Annotated in this window: 18 protein-coding genes; 14 read left to right on the top strand and 4 right to left on the bottom strand. The window is 63.6% G+C overall.

The window, feature by feature from the left end; all coding sequences use genetic code 11:
* Genes KVP70_RS15555 through KVP70_RS15540 form a run of 4 tightly spaced genes read left to right on the top strand, consistent with a single transcriptional unit; the run spans position 1 to position 1,762 of the window.
* Positions 1–108: a cytochrome oxidase small assembly protein gene (locus KVP70_RS15555; RefSeq protein WP_217943126.1), complete on the top strand. Its 108-nt coding sequence runs from the start codon at positions 1–3 to the stop codon at positions 106–108.
* 1 nt (position 109) lies between these two features.
* Positions 110–667: a cytochrome c oxidase assembly protein gene (locus KVP70_RS15550; protein WP_217943125.1), complete on the top strand. Its 558-nt coding sequence runs from the start codon at positions 110–112 to the stop codon at positions 665–667.
* 11 nt (positions 668–678) lie between these two features.
* Positions 679–885: a DUF2970 domain-containing protein gene (locus KVP70_RS15545; RefSeq protein WP_217943124.1), complete on the top strand. Its 207-nt coding sequence runs from the start codon at positions 679–681 to the stop codon at positions 883–885.
* Positions 886–901: 16 nt separating this feature from the next.
* Positions 902–1,762, top strand: a complete 861-nt coding sequence (locus KVP70_RS15540; protein ID WP_217943123.1) for a cytochrome c oxidase subunit 3 — start codon at positions 902–904, stop codon at positions 1,760–1,762.
* A 153-nt stretch (positions 1,763–1,915) separates the two neighbouring features.
* Here KVP70_RS15540 and KVP70_RS15535 read toward each other — a convergent pair whose 3' ends face one another.
* A complete protein-coding gene (locus KVP70_RS15535) occupies positions 1,916–2,119 on the bottom strand; it encodes a twin transmembrane helix small protein (protein ID WP_161082547.1) in 204 nt (67 codons plus the stop codon).
* Between the two features lie 39 nt (positions 2,120–2,158).
* Between KVP70_RS15535 and KVP70_RS15530 the strand changes: the two genes are divergently transcribed.
* Genes KVP70_RS15530 through KVP70_RS15505 form a run of 6 tightly spaced genes read left to right on the top strand, consistent with a single transcriptional unit; the run spans position 2,159 to position 7,215 of the window.
* Positions 2,159–2,890 (top strand): SURF1 family protein, encoded by a 732-nt coding sequence (locus KVP70_RS15530; RefSeq protein WP_217943122.1) that lies wholly within the window; start codon positions 2,159–2,161, stop codon positions 2,888–2,890.
* Positions 2,874–3,491 (top strand): SCO family protein, encoded by a 618-nt coding sequence (locus KVP70_RS15525; protein WP_217943121.1) that lies wholly within the window; start codon positions 2,874–2,876, stop codon positions 3,489–3,491. Before KVP70_RS15530 ends, KVP70_RS15525 begins: the two co-directional genes overlap by 17 nt.
* Before the next feature lie 2 nt (positions 3,492–3,493).
* Positions 3,494–4,660: a COX15/CtaA family protein gene (locus tag KVP70_RS15520; RefSeq protein ID WP_217943120.1), complete on the top strand. Its 1,167-nt coding sequence runs from the start codon at positions 3,494–3,496 to the stop codon at positions 4,658–4,660.
* 19 nt (positions 4,661–4,679) lie between these two features.
* Entirely contained in the window at positions 4,680–5,573 is an 894-nt protein-coding gene (gene cyoE, locus KVP70_RS15515; RefSeq protein WP_217943119.1) for a heme o synthase, read from the top strand.
* Positions 5,574–5,575: 2 nt separating this feature from the next.
* On the top strand, positions 5,576–6,175 hold the full coding sequence (locus tag KVP70_RS15510) for an SCO family protein (protein WP_217943118.1): 600 nt from the start codon (positions 5,576–5,578) through the stop codon (positions 6,173–6,175).
* Positions 6,175–7,215 carry an AI-2E family transporter gene (locus tag KVP70_RS15505; RefSeq protein ID WP_217943117.1) on the top strand — a complete coding sequence of 347 codons (1,041 nt, stop codon included), beginning with the start codon at positions 6,175–6,177 and terminating at the stop codon, positions 7,213–7,215. The genes KVP70_RS15510 and KVP70_RS15505 overlap by 1 nt, the downstream gene beginning before the upstream one ends.
* Here KVP70_RS15505 and KVP70_RS15500 read toward each other — a convergent pair.
* The 3 genes from KVP70_RS15500 to nhaR are packed head-to-tail and all read right to left on the bottom strand — an operon-like array spanning position 7,212 to position 10,333.
* Positions 7,212–8,024 (bottom strand): substrate-binding periplasmic protein, encoded by an 813-nt coding sequence (locus KVP70_RS15500; RefSeq protein WP_217943116.1) that lies wholly within the window; start codon positions 8,022–8,024, stop codon positions 7,212–7,214. The two genes, KVP70_RS15505 and KVP70_RS15500, sit on opposite strands and share 4 nt — an antisense overlap.
* A gap of 15 nt (positions 8,025–8,039) precedes the next feature.
* Complete coding sequence (locus KVP70_RS15495) at positions 8,040–9,377, bottom strand: hemolysin family protein (protein WP_217943115.1); 1,338 nt, start codon at positions 9,375–9,377, stop codon at positions 8,040–8,042.
* 44 nt (positions 9,378–9,421) lie between these two features.
* A complete protein-coding gene (gene nhaR / locus KVP70_RS15490; RefSeq protein WP_217943114.1) occupies positions 9,422–10,333 on the bottom strand; it encodes a transcriptional activator NhaR in 912 nt (303 codons plus the stop codon).
* A gap of 104 nt (positions 10,334–10,437) precedes the next feature.
* Here nhaR and KVP70_RS15485 point away from each other — a divergent pair, with 104 nt between their 5' ends.
* The 4 genes from KVP70_RS15485 (at position 10,438) to KVP70_RS15470 (ending at position 13,487) form a co-directional block, all read left to right on the top strand.
* Positions 10,438–11,487, top strand: a complete 1,050-nt coding sequence (locus KVP70_RS15485) for a DUF475 domain-containing protein (RefSeq protein WP_217943113.1) — start codon at positions 10,438–10,440, stop codon at positions 11,485–11,487.
* Positions 11,488–11,582: 95 nt separating this feature from the next.
* Complete coding sequence (locus KVP70_RS15480; RefSeq protein ID WP_217943112.1) at positions 11,583–12,158, top strand: TerD family protein; 576 nt, start codon at positions 11,583–11,585, stop codon at positions 12,156–12,158.
* Positions 12,159–12,188: 30 nt separating this feature from the next.
* A complete protein-coding gene (locus KVP70_RS15475; RefSeq protein WP_217943111.1) occupies positions 12,189–12,887 on the top strand; it encodes a TIGR00266 family protein in 699 nt (232 codons plus the stop codon).
* Between the two features lie 18 nt (positions 12,888–12,905).
* Positions 12,906–13,487: a TerD family protein gene (locus KVP70_RS15470; protein WP_217943110.1), complete on the top strand. Its 582-nt coding sequence runs from the start codon at positions 12,906–12,908 to the stop codon at positions 13,485–13,487.
* The last annotated feature ends 122 nt before the right edge of the window (positions 13,488–13,609 follow it).

Raw genomic sequence — 13,609 nt, 5'->3', positions numbered from 1 at the left:
ATGGCCGAACAGAAGAAGCCGAATAACACCAGGACCGCGCTGCTGCTGGCGGGCGTGGCCCTGTTCTTTTTCCTGTCCGTGTTTGTCAAACGGATGTGGCTGAGCTGACGTGGGCGAAGACAAGGAAACAGGCGGGCTGAACCGCACGCTGCTCGGCAAGCTGATCGTGGTGGCGGTGTTGATGTTCGGGTTTGCGTACGCGCTCAACCCGTTCTACCGCCAGATCTGCGAGGCGTTGGGCATCAACGTGCTGACGCAGAAGGATGGCACGGTCAGCGCCGACACCAACACGCAAATCGACAAGACGCGCGATGTGGTGATCGAGTTTGACGGCAATGCGCAAGGCCCGTGGCGTTTCCGCCCCGTGACGCGCAGCATGACGGTGCATCCGGGCGAGCTGGCGACGGTGATGTATGAGGTGGTCAACACCCAGAACCGCGAAGTCAGCGCGCAGGCGATACCGAGCTACGCGCCGCAAAGCGCGATGCCGCATTTTAAAAAGGTCGAGTGTTTCTGCTTCAAGCAGCAGACCATGAAGCCGAACGAGGCGCGGCAGATGCCGGTGGTGTTCTTCATCGATCCGGCGCTGCCGAAGGAAGTGAAGACCATCACCTTGTCGTACACCTTCTTCGAGGTGGGCGGTCTGGACAAGACCGCATCCAAGTAAAGGTGGGCGTCATGGAACAAGAGAAAAAGAAACAAGCGTCGTTCATGTATTCGATGAAAGCGGTGTTCTGGTCGTTTTTCGGCCTGCGCCGCAAAAGCGATTTCGACTCCGATTCGGCCAAGCTGAATCCGGTGCACATCATCATCGCGGCCTTGATCGGCGTGGCGTGTTTTATTGGACTGCTGATCACTATCGTTAAGGTTGTAGTTTCAAAATAAATTTAGGGAGATGAAGATGAGTTCACATAACGCCTCGGCACCGTACTACTTCGTGCCTGGTCCATCCAAATGGCCGCTGTTCGCAGGCATGTCCCTGCTGACCACCATGATCGGCGCTTCGGCCTGGGTCAATGATGTGTCGTGGGGCCCGACCGTGAACTTCATTGGTCTGGCTGCCATCATTTCGGTGCTGTACTTCTGGTTCGGCGACGCCATCAAGGAATCCGAAGCCGGCCAGTACGGCCAGCGCGTGGATCATTCCTATCGCTGGTCGATGGCCTGGTTCATCTTCTCGGAGGTGATGTTCTTCGGCGCCTTCTTCGGCGCGCTGTTCTATGCCCGTTCGATCTCGATGCCGTGGCTGGGCGACCTGGACCACAAGTTCATCTGGCCAGACTTCGCCGCGCACTGGGGCAACACCGGCCCGGCCGGCACGGTGCAGGAATTCAAGACCATGGGTCCGTTCCCTATCCCGACCATCAACACCGCCTTGCTGCTGACCTCGGGCCTGACCTTGACCATCTCGCACCATGCGCTGCGCGCCGGCCATCGCGCGCAGACCGCGTTCTGGCTGTTCGCCACCGTGGCGCTGGGCGCGATCTTCATGGGCTTCCAGGCTTATGAATATCACCACGCTTACACCGAGCTGAACCTGAAATTGACCTCGGGCATCTACGGTTCGACCTTCTTCATGCTGACCGGCTTCCACGGCTTCCACGTGACGATGGGCGCGATCATGCTGTCGGTGGTGCTGTTCCGTGTGCTCAAGGGCCACTTCACGGCCGACAACCACTTCGCCTTCGAAGGCGCGGCCTGGTACTGGCACTTTGTCGACGTCGTCTGGCTGGGTCTGTACGTGGTCGTGTACTGGCTGTAACGAGGCTATAATGCCGCAGCGATGCTGCTGCGGCGCTGAAGAAAAGCCGCATGCGGGACATCCCGGATGCGGCTATTTTTTTACCCCGCAATGCGGCCACAGGGGTCTGACCCCGCACGGGGTCAGACCCCCGCGTCGGTTCGGGGTAAACGGCTAGCCGCGGATGCCGGTGGGCTGGATGTAGCCGAGCTTGTATGCGACCAGCAGGGCGATGAACAGCGCGATCGACAGTCCGACCCGCACCGCCAGCGCGCGCACGGTGTTGTTGCTCTTGCCCTTGTCGCGCATCAGGAAGAAGAACGCGGAAGCCAGGCTGCCGATGATCAGGATGAACGCGATGGCGACAGCAATTTTCATGGCGGGCTTGGAAAGTGAATTGAAGAGGGTTCCATTGTAATGGGTATTGCGTTCCGATTTAAACTGATCCCTTTCGTGGCGACCGTGCTGGTGGTCGCGCTGGGCATCCAGCTGGGCAACTGGCAGCAGCGCCGCGCCGCGCAGAAAATCGTGTTGCAGACCAAGCTGACCCAGGGCAACGCCAGCGCGCCGGTGCAGCTGGACGGCGCGCCGCTGGCGGCCGAGGCGGTGGAGTTCCGCCGCGTCTCGGTCACCGGCGAGTTTGTCGCCAACTGGCCGCTGTACCTGGATAATCGCCCGTCGGCGGGCCGCTCCGGTTTTTACCTGCTGATGCCGTTTAAAATTGCGGGCACGGGCATGCATGTGCTGGTGGCGCGCGGCTGGCTGCCGCGCGACCCGGCCGATCGCGCCCGGCTGCCGGCCTACGCCACCCCGTCCGGCACGGTGACCCTGCAAGGCATGGCGCGGCTGGACGCCGGCCATGTGATGGAACTGGCCAGGACGCCGACCCTGACGCCCAAGGCCATCGTGCAGAACGCCGATCCGCTGCAGGTGGCCAGGGACAGCGGCCTGACCATGCAGCCGTTCGTGATCGAACAAACCGCCGCGGCCCAGCCGTCCGGCGACGACGCGCAGATGGTGCGCGACTGGCCGGCCCCGGCGCTGAACGTGGAAAAACATCAGGGCTACGCCTTCCAGTGGTACGCACTGTCGGCGATGGCTGTTATCTTCTTTGTGGTGAACGGATTCAGACGTGGAAAACAAAAGTAATCAAAGCCGTGGTCGTTGGAAGCTGTTGCTGGTGCTGGCCGTGTGCGCGGCGCCGCTGGTGGGGTCTTATCTCACTTACTACGTCATCAAGCCCAAGGGCGGTGTGACCAATTTCGGCGCGCTGATCGATCCGCGCGACCATCCCATCCCGGCCATGGCCAGCACCACCCTGGACGGCAAGCCGGCCACGCTGGAGAGCTACAAGGGCAAGTGGATCATGCTCAAGGTCGGCCCGTCCGATTGCAAGCAGGATTGCCAGGACCAGCTGTTCGCCATGCGCCAGCTGCGCACCATGCAGGGCAAGGAGATGGAGCGCATCGAGCGCGTCTGGATGATCACCGACGACCAGCCACTCGATACGCTGCTGATGCGCGTCAACGACGGCACCCGCATGCTGCGCGCGCCGGCCGCCGTCATCGACCAATGGCTGCCGCTGGAGCAGGGCGCCGGCGACCGCGTGTCCGACCACATCTACCTGATCGACCCGCTGGGCAACCTGATGATGCGCTTCCCGAAAGGCGCCGTCTCCAGCGACACCGAGAAGGTGAAGAAAGTCCACAAGGACATCAGCAAGCTGCTGAAGGCTTCCGCGATAGGCTGATCATGCATTCCACCACTCTCGCTCAAATGGCCGTGACGGCGCTGCTGGTGGCGCTGCTGCCGCTGTCGCTGGTGTGGACCTCGTCCGACGCCAACAAATACCGCAAGCTGGTCTGGGTCTGCGTGTTCCTGACCTTCGACCTGATCGTGTTCGGCGCCTTCACGCGCCTGACCGATTCCGGCCTCGGCTGCCCGGACTGGCCTGGCTGCTACGGCGCCGCCAATCCCTTCCTGGCGCACGAGCAGATCACTGCGGCCGAAGCGCTGCTGCCGACCGGCCCGGTGACCGTGTTCAAGGCCTGGATCGAGATGATCCACCGCTACCTGGCGATGGCGATCGGTGTGCTGATTGTGGCGATGATGGCGCAGGCCTGGTATCAATGGCGCAAGTCGCAGGGCACGCGCGCGGAATACGCGCCGTGGCTGCCGACCGTGCTGTTCCTGTTCGTCTGCCTGCAGGGCGCGTTCGGCGCCTGGACCGTGACCCTGAAGCTGCAACCGGTGATCGTCACCACCCACCTGCTGCTGGGCATGGGCCTGCTGGCCCTGCTGGCGTGGTACGGCGGCCGCCAGAACCAGCTGATCGCGCCGGTGCGCACGGTGACGGCCTCGCCGCCGGCGATGCGCAACATCCGCCTGCTGGCGGGCGCGTCGGCAATTTTGCTATTGGTGCAACTGGCGCTGGGCGGCTGGACAAGCACCAACTACGCCACCCTGGCCTGCACCGATTTCCCGCTGTGCGGCGGCAAGCTGGTGCCGGACATGGACTTCGAACACGGCTTCACCCTGTGGCGCGAGCTGGGCAAGACCGCCGCCGGCCACTACCTGCCGTTCGCGGCGCTGACGGCGATCCACTGGGTGCACCGCAACTTCGGCCTGCTGGTGGCGCTGCTGGCCGGCTACACGGCCTGGCGCGCCTGGGAACACCGGGCGCTGCACAAAACCGCCCGCTACCTGGCGCTGACGCTGGCGGCGCAGATCGCCACCGGCGTCGCCACCATCTACCTCAGCTTGCCGCTGATGATCGCGGTGTTGCACAACGCCGGGGCGGCGTTGCTGGTGCTGTTACTGACCATGTTAAACTACAAGGCTAAGTACCAGTACGATATTGCAAAAAAGGCAGCCTCGGGCGCGGCATCCTCGCACACTCCCGCTGCCCGGCAAAAGTAAGCATCACTAAGCCCCACTAATGACCACACATACCGCCACCTCCAAACCCGCCAGCCGGGCCTCCCAATACTGGGCGCTGACCAAGCCCCGCGTCACGCAACTGGCCGTCTTCTGCGCCGTGATCGGCATGTTCCTCGCCAGCGACGGCATGCCGGACTGGCGCCTACTGGTGGCCGCCACGGTCGGCATCTGGCTGCTGGCCGGCGCCGCCTTCGCCGTCAACTGCCTGGCCGAGCGCGAGATCGACGCCCGCATGGCCCGCACCGCCCGCCGCCCGATGGCGATGGGCGACATCAGCGTCATCCAGACCGTGATCTTCGCCACCGTCATCGGCGGCGCCGGCATGTGGATTTTGTACGCGCTGGTGAACCCGCTGACCATGTGGCTGACCTTTGTCACCTTCGTCGGCTACGCCATCATCTACACCATGATACTGAAGCCGGCCACGCCGCAGAACATCGTCATCGGCGGCCTGTCGGGCGCGATGCCGCCGGCGCTGGGCTGGGCCGCCGTCGCCAACGACGTGCCGATGCAAGCCTGGCTGCTGGTGCTGATCATCTTCGTCTGGACCCCGCCGCACTTCTGGGCGCTGGCCATGTACCGCCGCGACGACTACGCCAAGTCCGGCCTGCCGATGCTGCCGGTCACGCACGGCATGAAGTTCACGCAGTTCCACGTCTGGCTGTATTCGATCGCGCTGGCCGCCACCACCTTGCTGCCGTACGCGGTGCATATGAGCGGCCTGATCTACCTGGCCAGCGCCGTCGCGCTGAACGCCGTGTTCCTGCACCACGCGTGGAAAATCTACCGCCACTACACCGACCTGGTCGCCCGCAAGGCCTTCACCTGGTCGATCATCTATCTGTCGCTGCTGTTCCTGGCGCTGCTGGTGGACCACTACTTTAAATACTGACCATGAAAAAACTGCTCGTCATCGGCCTGATGGCCCTGTCCGCATTACTGGCCGCCTGCGAGCGCCGCGCCGCCGCGCCGCGCGTGGAGTTCACCAACACCGACCTGACCGGCCTGCCATACGCCAAGGACTTCGCGCTGACCGACCACAACGGCAAGCCGCGCACCCTGGCCGACTTCAAGGGCAAGGTCGTGCTGATGTTCTTCGGCTATACCCAGTGCCCTGACGTATGCCCGACCACGATGGCCGAGATGGCGGCCGCGATGAAGGAGCTGGGCCCGCAGGCCGACCAGGTGCAGGTGCTGTTCGTCACCGTCGACCCCGAGCGCGACACCCAGCAGCTGCTGGCCGAATACGTGCCGGCCTTCGACAAGCGCTTCCTCGGCCTGTACGGCACCGCCGAACAGACCGCCGCCGTCGGCAAGGAATTCAAGGTGTTCTACGCCAAGGTGCCGGGCAAGACGCCGGGCAGCTATACGATGGACCACACGGCCGCCAGCTATGTGTTCGACAAGCAGGGCAAGATCCGCCTGCTGGTGCGCTCCGGCCAAGGCCCGGCGCCCATCGTGCATGACCTGAAGCTGCTGCTGGCCCAGCCTTGATGCAGCAACGCTTCCAGCCTTACACCCGCCTCGCGGCCATCGTCCTGCTGGTGATCGGCTGCCTGACCGTGCTGCGGCCGTTCCTGGCCGCGATCCTGTTCGCCGCCGCCATCACCATCTCCAGCTGGCCGCTGTACCTGGGCTTGCTGGCGCGCTGCAGGCAGCGCCGCTGGCTGGCGGCCGCCATCATGAGCGTCGGTCTGACCGTGCTGATCATCGTGCCGCTGGCGCTGGTGACGTGGAACGTGGCCGACAACGCCAGCGATTTCTACGACCAGATCAAAGCCAGCCTCGAAAGCGGCACACTGGCGCCGCCCGCCTGGCTGAAGGACGTGCCGCTGGTGGGCGAGGCGGCCGACACCTATCTGCGCAAGCTGCTGGGCAGCCGCGAGGAATTGCTCAACGTCGCCAAGAACCTGCTGGAGCCGGCGCGCCGCTTCGTGCTGGGCGGCGGCATGGTGCTCGGCAGCGGCGTGGCCCAGGTCAGCCTGGCGGTGTTCGTCAGCTTCTTCCTGTACCGCGACGGCCAGACGCTGCTGGCGGCGCTGGCCTCGCTGATGGACAAGCTGATCGGCAGACAAAGCACGGCCGTGGCCGACACCGTCAGCCGCACCGTGCGCGGCGTCATGTACGGCCTGCTGGGCACGGCGCTGGCGCAGGCCGGCGTGGCCGCCGTCGGCTTCCTGATCGCCGGCGTGCCGGCCGTGGCGCTGCTGTCGGTGGCGACCTTTTTGTTTTCGCTGATCCCGGTCGGCCCGCCCCTGATCTGGGGCGGCGCGGCGATCTGGCTGTTCAACCAGGGGCATACCGGCTGGGGCATCTTCATGCTGGTGTGGGGCATGTTCCTGATCAGCGGCGTCGACAACGTCGTCAAGCCCATGCTGATCAGCCGCGGCAGCAGCCTGCCGTTCATCCTGGTGCTGCTGGGCGTGATGGGCGGCGTGCTGGCGTTCGGCTTTGTCGGCCTGTTCATCGGCCCGACCTTGCTGGCGGTGGCGCTGGGCCTGCTGCGCAACTGGACCGGCGACGAAACCGTCTAGAAATTGAGCATCTGCCCGGCGCGCTCGGCGTCGGTGTGGCGCTCGAAGATGCGGCGCAGCGTGCCGTCTTCGCGCATGGCGCGGATCGCCTGGCTGAAGCGGGCCACCGTGGCGGCGTCGACGTTCCGGCGCGACAGCACCAGTCCCGACACCATATTCTCGCGCGGCGCCCAATCCATCACGCTGTAGGTGCCGGCCAGCTGTTCCTGCTTGACCAGCGGATACCAGGTGGTCGGCGTGGCCATCACCGCGTCCACCCGGCCCAGCTTGAACAATCGCATCATCGCCAGGTGGTCGGCCGTTTCAAACACGCGGCCCTGCTCGCGCAGCTTGGCCAGCCAGACTTCGTAGGAGTGGCCATGCTTGTAGCTCTTGACCACGGCAATCTTGTATTGCGGATGGGCCAGGAAGTTGTCCATGCTGTGCAGGCGCCCGCTGAGCTCCTTGTGCAACAAGACGAAATTGCGGCCCGTCATATAGGGCACGAAGCGGCCGATCTTTTCGCGCTCGGGCAAGGGAATCGCGGACACCGACATATCGATGCTGCCGCTGCCGAGGCCGGCCCAGATGCGCACGCGGGAATCGACGCTCGGCTCGATGGTGCAGCCGAGCCGTCGCACCAGCTCGTCGACCACATCCTTGTCGATGCCGGTCCAGCCGCCGCCGGCGGCATGGTAGAACAGCGCGCCGTCCTCGTAGAAGGCGACCCGCAGATGCTGGCAGCCGCTGCGCGGCTCGGCCACGCCGGCGCCGGTGGCGCAGAGCAGGGTACAGCTCAGGGCGCAACGAAGGACAAGGCGACTGAGCATGACTCCTCCCATCGGTTAGTCCAGGTCGGCGTTATCCTCGGTGTCATCCTTGGGAATGACCTTGACCAGCAGGATGCGCGGACCGTTCATTTTCTTGGCGACGATGTCGAAACCGCGGAAACTGATGCGTTGGCCCTGTTTTGGGATATCGCCCAGTTTCAGCATGATCAGGCCACCCACCGATTCTACCTCTTCCAGGCCCAGCCCTTCGTTTTCGATGTCTATGCCCAGTGTGCGCTCCAGCGAGAAGATAGGCAAGCTGGCCTTGCCGACCAGGGTGCCGTCGGGCTGCTTGAGCCAATCGTTCTCGTTGAGGCGGAATTCGTCGTGGATTTCGCCCACCATTGCGCCCAGCAGGTTGTCGAGCGTGATGAAGCCCAGCGGGCGCTTGCCTTTCTCGCCGATCAGCGCGAAGTGGGGCGCGCCGTCGCGGAAGCGGCGGAACTGCTCCAGCGCCGGGGTGCGGGCGGAAATCGTCTCCACCGGGCGCAGGAAGGGCACCAGGTCGGTCACCGGCTTGCCGGACTGCTGGGCGAAGAACAGGTCCTTCAGGTGCACCACGCCCAGCACGGTCTCGCCGTCCTTGTCGTAGTAGGGGTAGCGGCTGAAGCGGTTGCGCAACATGGTTTGCAGGTTGTCGTTCAGCGGACGGTTGGCATACAGGCCGATCACCTCGTTAATCGGGCGCATCAAGTCGGACACCGCCAGGTCGCTGAAATCGAGCGAGTGGGCCAGGATGTTGCGCTCGTCCTCGTTGAACTTCTCGCCCGGCTGGCTGGTGCGCAGGATCAGCTTGAGTTCGTCGACCGAATAGTGGCTGTCGTGGCCGCCCTTGCCGGACAAGCCGGCCAGTCCCAGCACCATGTTGGCGCTGGCGTTGAGCACCCAGATGAAGGGGTACATGGCCCAGTAGAAGCCGTACAGCGGCAGCGCGCTCCACAGGCCGATCACTTCCGGCATGCGGATCGCCAGCGACTTCGGCGCCAGTTCGCCGACCACGATGTGCAGGAAGGAGATCACGCAGAAGGCGAACACGAAGGCGACGCCGTGGACGATCTCCGGCGAGCTGACGCCAACCGCGTGCAGCAGCGGCTCCAGCAGGCCGGCGAAGGCCGGCTCGCCGACCCAGCCCAGGCCCAGCGAGGCCAGCGTGATACCCAGCTGGCAGGCGGACAGGTAGGCGTCCAGCTCGCCGTGCACCTTGCCGAGGATGCGGCCCCTGAGTCCCTGCGTCTTGGCGATGGCGCGCACGCGCGTCTTGCGCAGCGTGACGATGCCGAATTCGGCCGCCACGAAGAATCCATTGAGCGCGACCAGGAACACGGCGAGCACGACAAGCATGAGGTTTTGCATAGGGGCCGAGCGGTGGCTCAGGTAGTCAAAACCAGCATCTTAGCCTATTCGGCGATGGCGAAGGGCCCGCTATGGACCGCCGACAGGATGGCTTCGATCGCCGGATGCGTGATTTTGCGGGCGTTGGAGATGGCGTAGAACTGTTCGCGCAGCTCGGGCGCGTCGCCCACCAGCACGGCGCCGAACTGCTCCTCGATGTCCTGCGCCAGCGCCGACGGCGCGAAGAACAGGCCCAGGCCGTTGCGGCCGAAAGTGTTCAGCATGGCGTTGTCCTCGAACTCGCCGACGATGTCCGGCCGCACCTGGTGTTGCACCAGCCAGGCGTCGATGCGGCCGCGCAGGGCGTTGTTGCGGGTCGGTAGCAGCAGCGGCGCGCCGTGCAGGCTGTCCGGGAAGTTGCGCCGGTACTTGCGCGCCAGCTTGGGCACACCGTACAGCTTCATGTCGCTTTCGCCCAGCAAGTGGCTGAACACCTTCAGGCTGCCGCCGGCGCGCACGGCGCGGTCGGTCAGCACCACGTCCAGCTTGCCCAGCGCCAGGTCGGCCAGCAGCGATTCGAATTCATCCTCCATGCACACCAGCCGCACCTGCTGCTCCAGCTGCTGCGTCGCCTGCAGCAGGCGGTAGGCGATCAGCTTGGGCAGCGAGTCGGAGATGCCGACCGTCAGCCGCATCTTGCTCGCCTCCGTTTCGTCCAGCGCGTCCTGCAACTGGTCGCCCAGCAGGAAGATCTGGTCGCAGTAGGTGAGCGCCAGCTTGCCCGCCTCGGTCGGCACCAGCCTGCGGCCCTGCGGCTCCAGCAGCTGCTTGCCGATCGATTGTTCCAGCGATGCGAGTTGCATGCTGATGGTCTGCACGGCCAGCCCCAGGCGCTCTGCCGCGCGCGTGACGCCGCCTTCCTTGGCCACCATCCAGAAGAAGTACAGATGTCGAAAATTGAGTCCGCTGGTTTTCATGATCTTCTGCTTTTACGAAGTAATACTTCAATTATCTTCTATTTTTAAAAAACGCATTGTTCTCTACACTGCATCCCATCGATTTATATCCATGAGAGAAAAGAATGAAACACTTCAAAGTGTCATTCCTCGTCACGTTCCTCTGCCTTGCTGCAGCGGGCTGGTGGGGCTACGAACTGTCTGGCTGGAGCGGCGCCTTGTCCGCCGTGGGTATCGCCGCGATCCTGGCGGCGATGGAAGTGTCGCTGTCGTTCGATAACGCGGTGGTCAACGCCTCCGTGCTCAAGACCTGGGACGACTACTGGCAGAAGCTGTTCCTCGGCGTCGGCATCATCATCGCGGTGTTCGGCATGCGCTTGCTGTTCCCGCTGGTGATCGTGGCGGTGGCTGCGGACATCGGCATCATGGATGTGTGGCACCTGGCGCTGAACGACCCGAAGACGTATTCGATGCACCTGACGAATCACCACGCGGAAGTGGCGGCTTTCGGCGGCATGTTCCTGCTGCTGGTGTTCCTGAACTTCCTGTTCGATGACGAGAAAGAAGTCCACTGGCTGGGCAACGTCGAGAAGAAACTCGGCTCGCTGGGCAAGGTCTCCTCGATCTCGGTAATGATTGCGCTGGCCGTCCTACTGGGCTCTATGGGCCTGGTAGGCGAGGCGCAAAAGCTGGTGGTGCTGGTGTCCGGCCTGTGGGGCATCCTGATCTACGTCGGCGTCGACGCGGTCAGCAACCTGCTGGAGAAGGAAGAGGAAGGCAGCAATGTCGGTGACCTGGTCAAGCGTGGCGGTATCGGTGGTTTCCTGTACCTCGAAGTGCTCGATGCTTCGTTCAGCTTCGACGGCGTGATCGGCGCGTTCGCCATCACCACCGACGTCGTAATCATCATGTTGGGCCTGGCGATTGGCGCGATGTTCGTCCGCTCGCTGACGGTGTACCTGGTGAAGAAGGGCACGCTCGACGAATTCGTCTTCCTGGAGCACGGTGCGCACTATGCGATCGGTATCCTGGCCGCGATCATGTTGGCGAGTATGAAGTTCCACATCCCGGAACTGTTCACCGGGCTGATAGGCGTGGCCTTCATCGGCGCCTCGCTGTGGTCCTCGGTGCGTCATCGCCGTCACAAGGAAGCCGCTGTCGCTATCGCAGCGTAAAGAATTCGGCGGACCGTTAATTACGGACACGGTCCGCCGCCTGTAGTACGGAAGTAAGCAATAAAGTCCGGTTCTCTTTTTAGGAGCATCACATCATGGCAATCAGTCTGCAAAAAGGCGGCAACGTCAATCTGAGCAAAGAAGCGCCAGGCCTGTCGAAAATCGTGGTTGGTCTGGGCTGGGATGTACGCAGCACCGACGGCAAGGACTTCGACCTGGACGGCTCGGCCTTCCTGTTGAAAGTCGACGGCAAGGTCCGCGCCGACAACGACTTCATCTTCTACAACAACCTGAAATCGTCGGACCAGTCGGTGAGCCACTCCGGCGACAACCGCACCGGCGCCGGCGATGGCGACGACGAAACCGTCACCATCGACCTGACCCGCGTGCCGGCCGACGTGGAACGCATCGCCATCTGCGCGACGATCCACGAAGGCGACGAGCGCCGCCAGAACTTCGGCATGGTGCAGAAGGCCTTCATCCGCTGCCTGAACGGCGCCGGCAACGGCGAGATCGCCCGCTACGACTTGTCCGAAGACGGTTCGACCGAATCTGCGATGATCTTCGGCGAGGTGTATCGCAACGGCGCCGATTGGAAGTTCAAGGCCGTCGGCCAGGGCTTCAAGGGCGGCCTCGGTCCGCTGGCGTCGTCGTTCGGCGTGCGCGTTTAATTTTTAACCTGAAGAAGAAAGGACTCCACCATGCCTAAATTTTCGATCACCGGCGACATCGATCCCTTCCTGCACGTCTCGCTGGCTCACGGTGAAAAAATCTACTGCGAGTCGGATGCGATGGTGATGATGGAAGCGGCGCTTGATCTGAAGGGCAAGGTCACCGGCGGCATCGGCGCGGCCATCATGCGCCGCTTCGCCAACGGCGAGTCCTTCTTCCAGCAGCACATCGAGGCAGTGCGCGGCGAGGGCGATTGTTTGCTGGCGCCGCGCCTGCCGGGAGCGATGCAGGTGCTCGACGTCGGCCAGCGGCAGTACATGCTGAGCGACGGCGCCTTCGTCGCCGCCACCTCCGGCGTCGAGTTGAAGGTGCGTACCCAAAGCCTGGGCAATGCGCTGTTCGCGCAGAGCGGCGGCTTTTTCATCACCGAGACCGCGGGCGTCGGCCAGGTGGCGGTGTCGGGCTTCGGCTCGATGTCGCAACTGGACGTCACGCCGGGGCGCGATGTGATTATCGATAACTCGCATGTGGTGGCATGGGATAGCGCGCTGCGCTACGAAATCTCGGTCACCACCGGCGGCAACAGCGGCTTTCTGAGCAATCTGGTCAACAGCCAGACCAGCGGCGAAGGCATGGTGCTGCGCTTTTCCGGCCACGGAAAAATCCTGATCTGCTCGCGCAACGGCGCGGCATTCCAGGCCTGGGCGCAGCGCGGCGTTGCGCAGTAAATTCTAAGGAGTAGCAAGATGACAGTCAGTTTAAGCAAGGGCCAGAAGATCTCACTGGCCAAGGAATCGGGCGGCGCATTGGGCCGCGTGACCATGGGCCTGGGCTGGGATGCGATCAAGACCAAGGGCTTCCTGGGCTTCGGCTCGAAGACCGAGGCGGTCGACCTGGACGCCTCGTGCGTGATGTTCAACGAGTCCGGCGCGCCGGTCGACGTGATCTGGTTCCGCCAGTTGAAGAGCAAGGATGGCAGCATCCAGCACACCGGCGACAACCGCACCGGCGCCGGCGATGGCGACGATGAGCAGATCAACGTCGACCTGAACGCCGTGCCGTCCACGATCAAGAGCCTGGTGTTCACGGTGAACAGCTTCACCGGCCAGACTTTCGAGCAAGTGGAGAACGGCTACTGCCGCCTGCTGGACGCCAGCAGCGGCAAGGAAGTGGCGCGTTTCAACCTGTCCGTGCAGGGCGCGCACTCGGCGCAGATCATGGCCAAGTTGTATCGCCACAACGGCGAATGGAAGATGCACGCCATCGGTGAAAACGGCAAAGGCCGCACCTTCGACGAGCTGCTGCCGCAGATCGCCGCTCACCTGTAAGCCCCGGGGTCAAGTAAGCCCCGGGGTCAAGTCTGACATTCGGACACGAACTCCGCCGTAGCGGCCGCTACGGCGGAGTTCGTGTCCGAATGTCAGACTTGACCCCAGTTTTCCACGGTATA

The organism is Duganella violaceipulchra (genome assembly GCF_019166075.1).
Taxonomy (GTDB): domain Bacteria; phylum Pseudomonadota; class Gammaproteobacteria; order Burkholderiales; family Burkholderiaceae_D; genus Rugamonas; species Rugamonas violaceipulchra.
The sequence above is the reverse complement of the archived record's forward strand: the minus strand, read 5'-3'. Positions and strand labels throughout refer to the sequence as shown.

Excerpts from the sequence above, each read along its gene's own strand:
- KVP70_RS15555 (WP_217943126.1), top strand. The coding sequence starts at position 1 with ATGGCCGAACAGAAGAAGCCGAATAACACCAGGACCGCGCTGCTGCTG.
- KVP70_RS15545 (WP_217943124.1), top strand. The coding sequence starts at position 679 with ATGGAACAAGAGAAAAAGAAACAAGCGTCGTTCATGTATTCGATGAAA.
- KVP70_RS15540 (WP_217943123.1), top strand. The coding sequence starts at position 902 with ATGAGTTCACATAACGCCTCGGCACCGTACTACTTCGTGCCTGGTCCA.
- KVP70_RS15535 (WP_161082547.1), bottom strand. The coding sequence starts at position 2,119 with ATGAAAATTGCTGTCGCCATCGCGTTCATCCTGATCATCGGCAGCCTG.
- KVP70_RS15530 (WP_217943122.1), top strand. The coding sequence starts at position 2,159 with ATGGGTATTGCGTTCCGATTTAAACTGATCCCTTTCGTGGCGACCGTG.
- KVP70_RS15520 (WP_217943120.1), top strand. The coding sequence starts at position 3,494 with ATGCATTCCACCACTCTCGCTCAAATGGCCGTGACGGCGCTGCTGGTG.
- cyoE (WP_217943119.1), top strand. The coding sequence starts at position 4,680 with ATGACCACACATACCGCCACCTCCAAACCCGCCAGCCGGGCCTCCCAA.
- KVP70_RS15510 (WP_217943118.1), top strand. The coding sequence starts at position 5,576 with ATGAAAAAACTGCTCGTCATCGGCCTGATGGCCCTGTCCGCATTACTG.
- KVP70_RS15505 (WP_217943117.1), top strand. The coding sequence starts at position 6,175 with ATGCAGCAACGCTTCCAGCCTTACACCCGCCTCGCGGCCATCGTCCTG.
- KVP70_RS15500 (WP_217943116.1), bottom strand. The coding sequence starts at position 8,024 with ATGCTCAGTCGCCTTGTCCTTCGTTGCGCCCTGAGCTGTACCCTGCTC.
- KVP70_RS15495 (WP_217943115.1), bottom strand. The coding sequence starts at position 9,377 with ATGCAAAACCTCATGCTTGTCGTGCTCGCCGTGTTCCTGGTCGCGCTC.
- nhaR (WP_217943114.1), bottom strand. The coding sequence starts at position 10,333 with ATGAAAACCAGCGGACTCAATTTTCGACATCTGTACTTCTTCTGGATG.
- KVP70_RS15485 (WP_217943113.1), top strand. The coding sequence starts at position 10,438 with ATGAAACACTTCAAAGTGTCATTCCTCGTCACGTTCCTCTGCCTTGCT.
- KVP70_RS15480 (WP_217943112.1), top strand. The coding sequence starts at position 11,583 with ATGGCAATCAGTCTGCAAAAAGGCGGCAACGTCAATCTGAGCAAAGAA.
- KVP70_RS15475 (WP_217943111.1), top strand. The coding sequence starts at position 12,189 with ATGCCTAAATTTTCGATCACCGGCGACATCGATCCCTTCCTGCACGTC.
- KVP70_RS15470 (WP_217943110.1), top strand. The coding sequence starts at position 12,906 with ATGACAGTCAGTTTAAGCAAGGGCCAGAAGATCTCACTGGCCAAGGAA.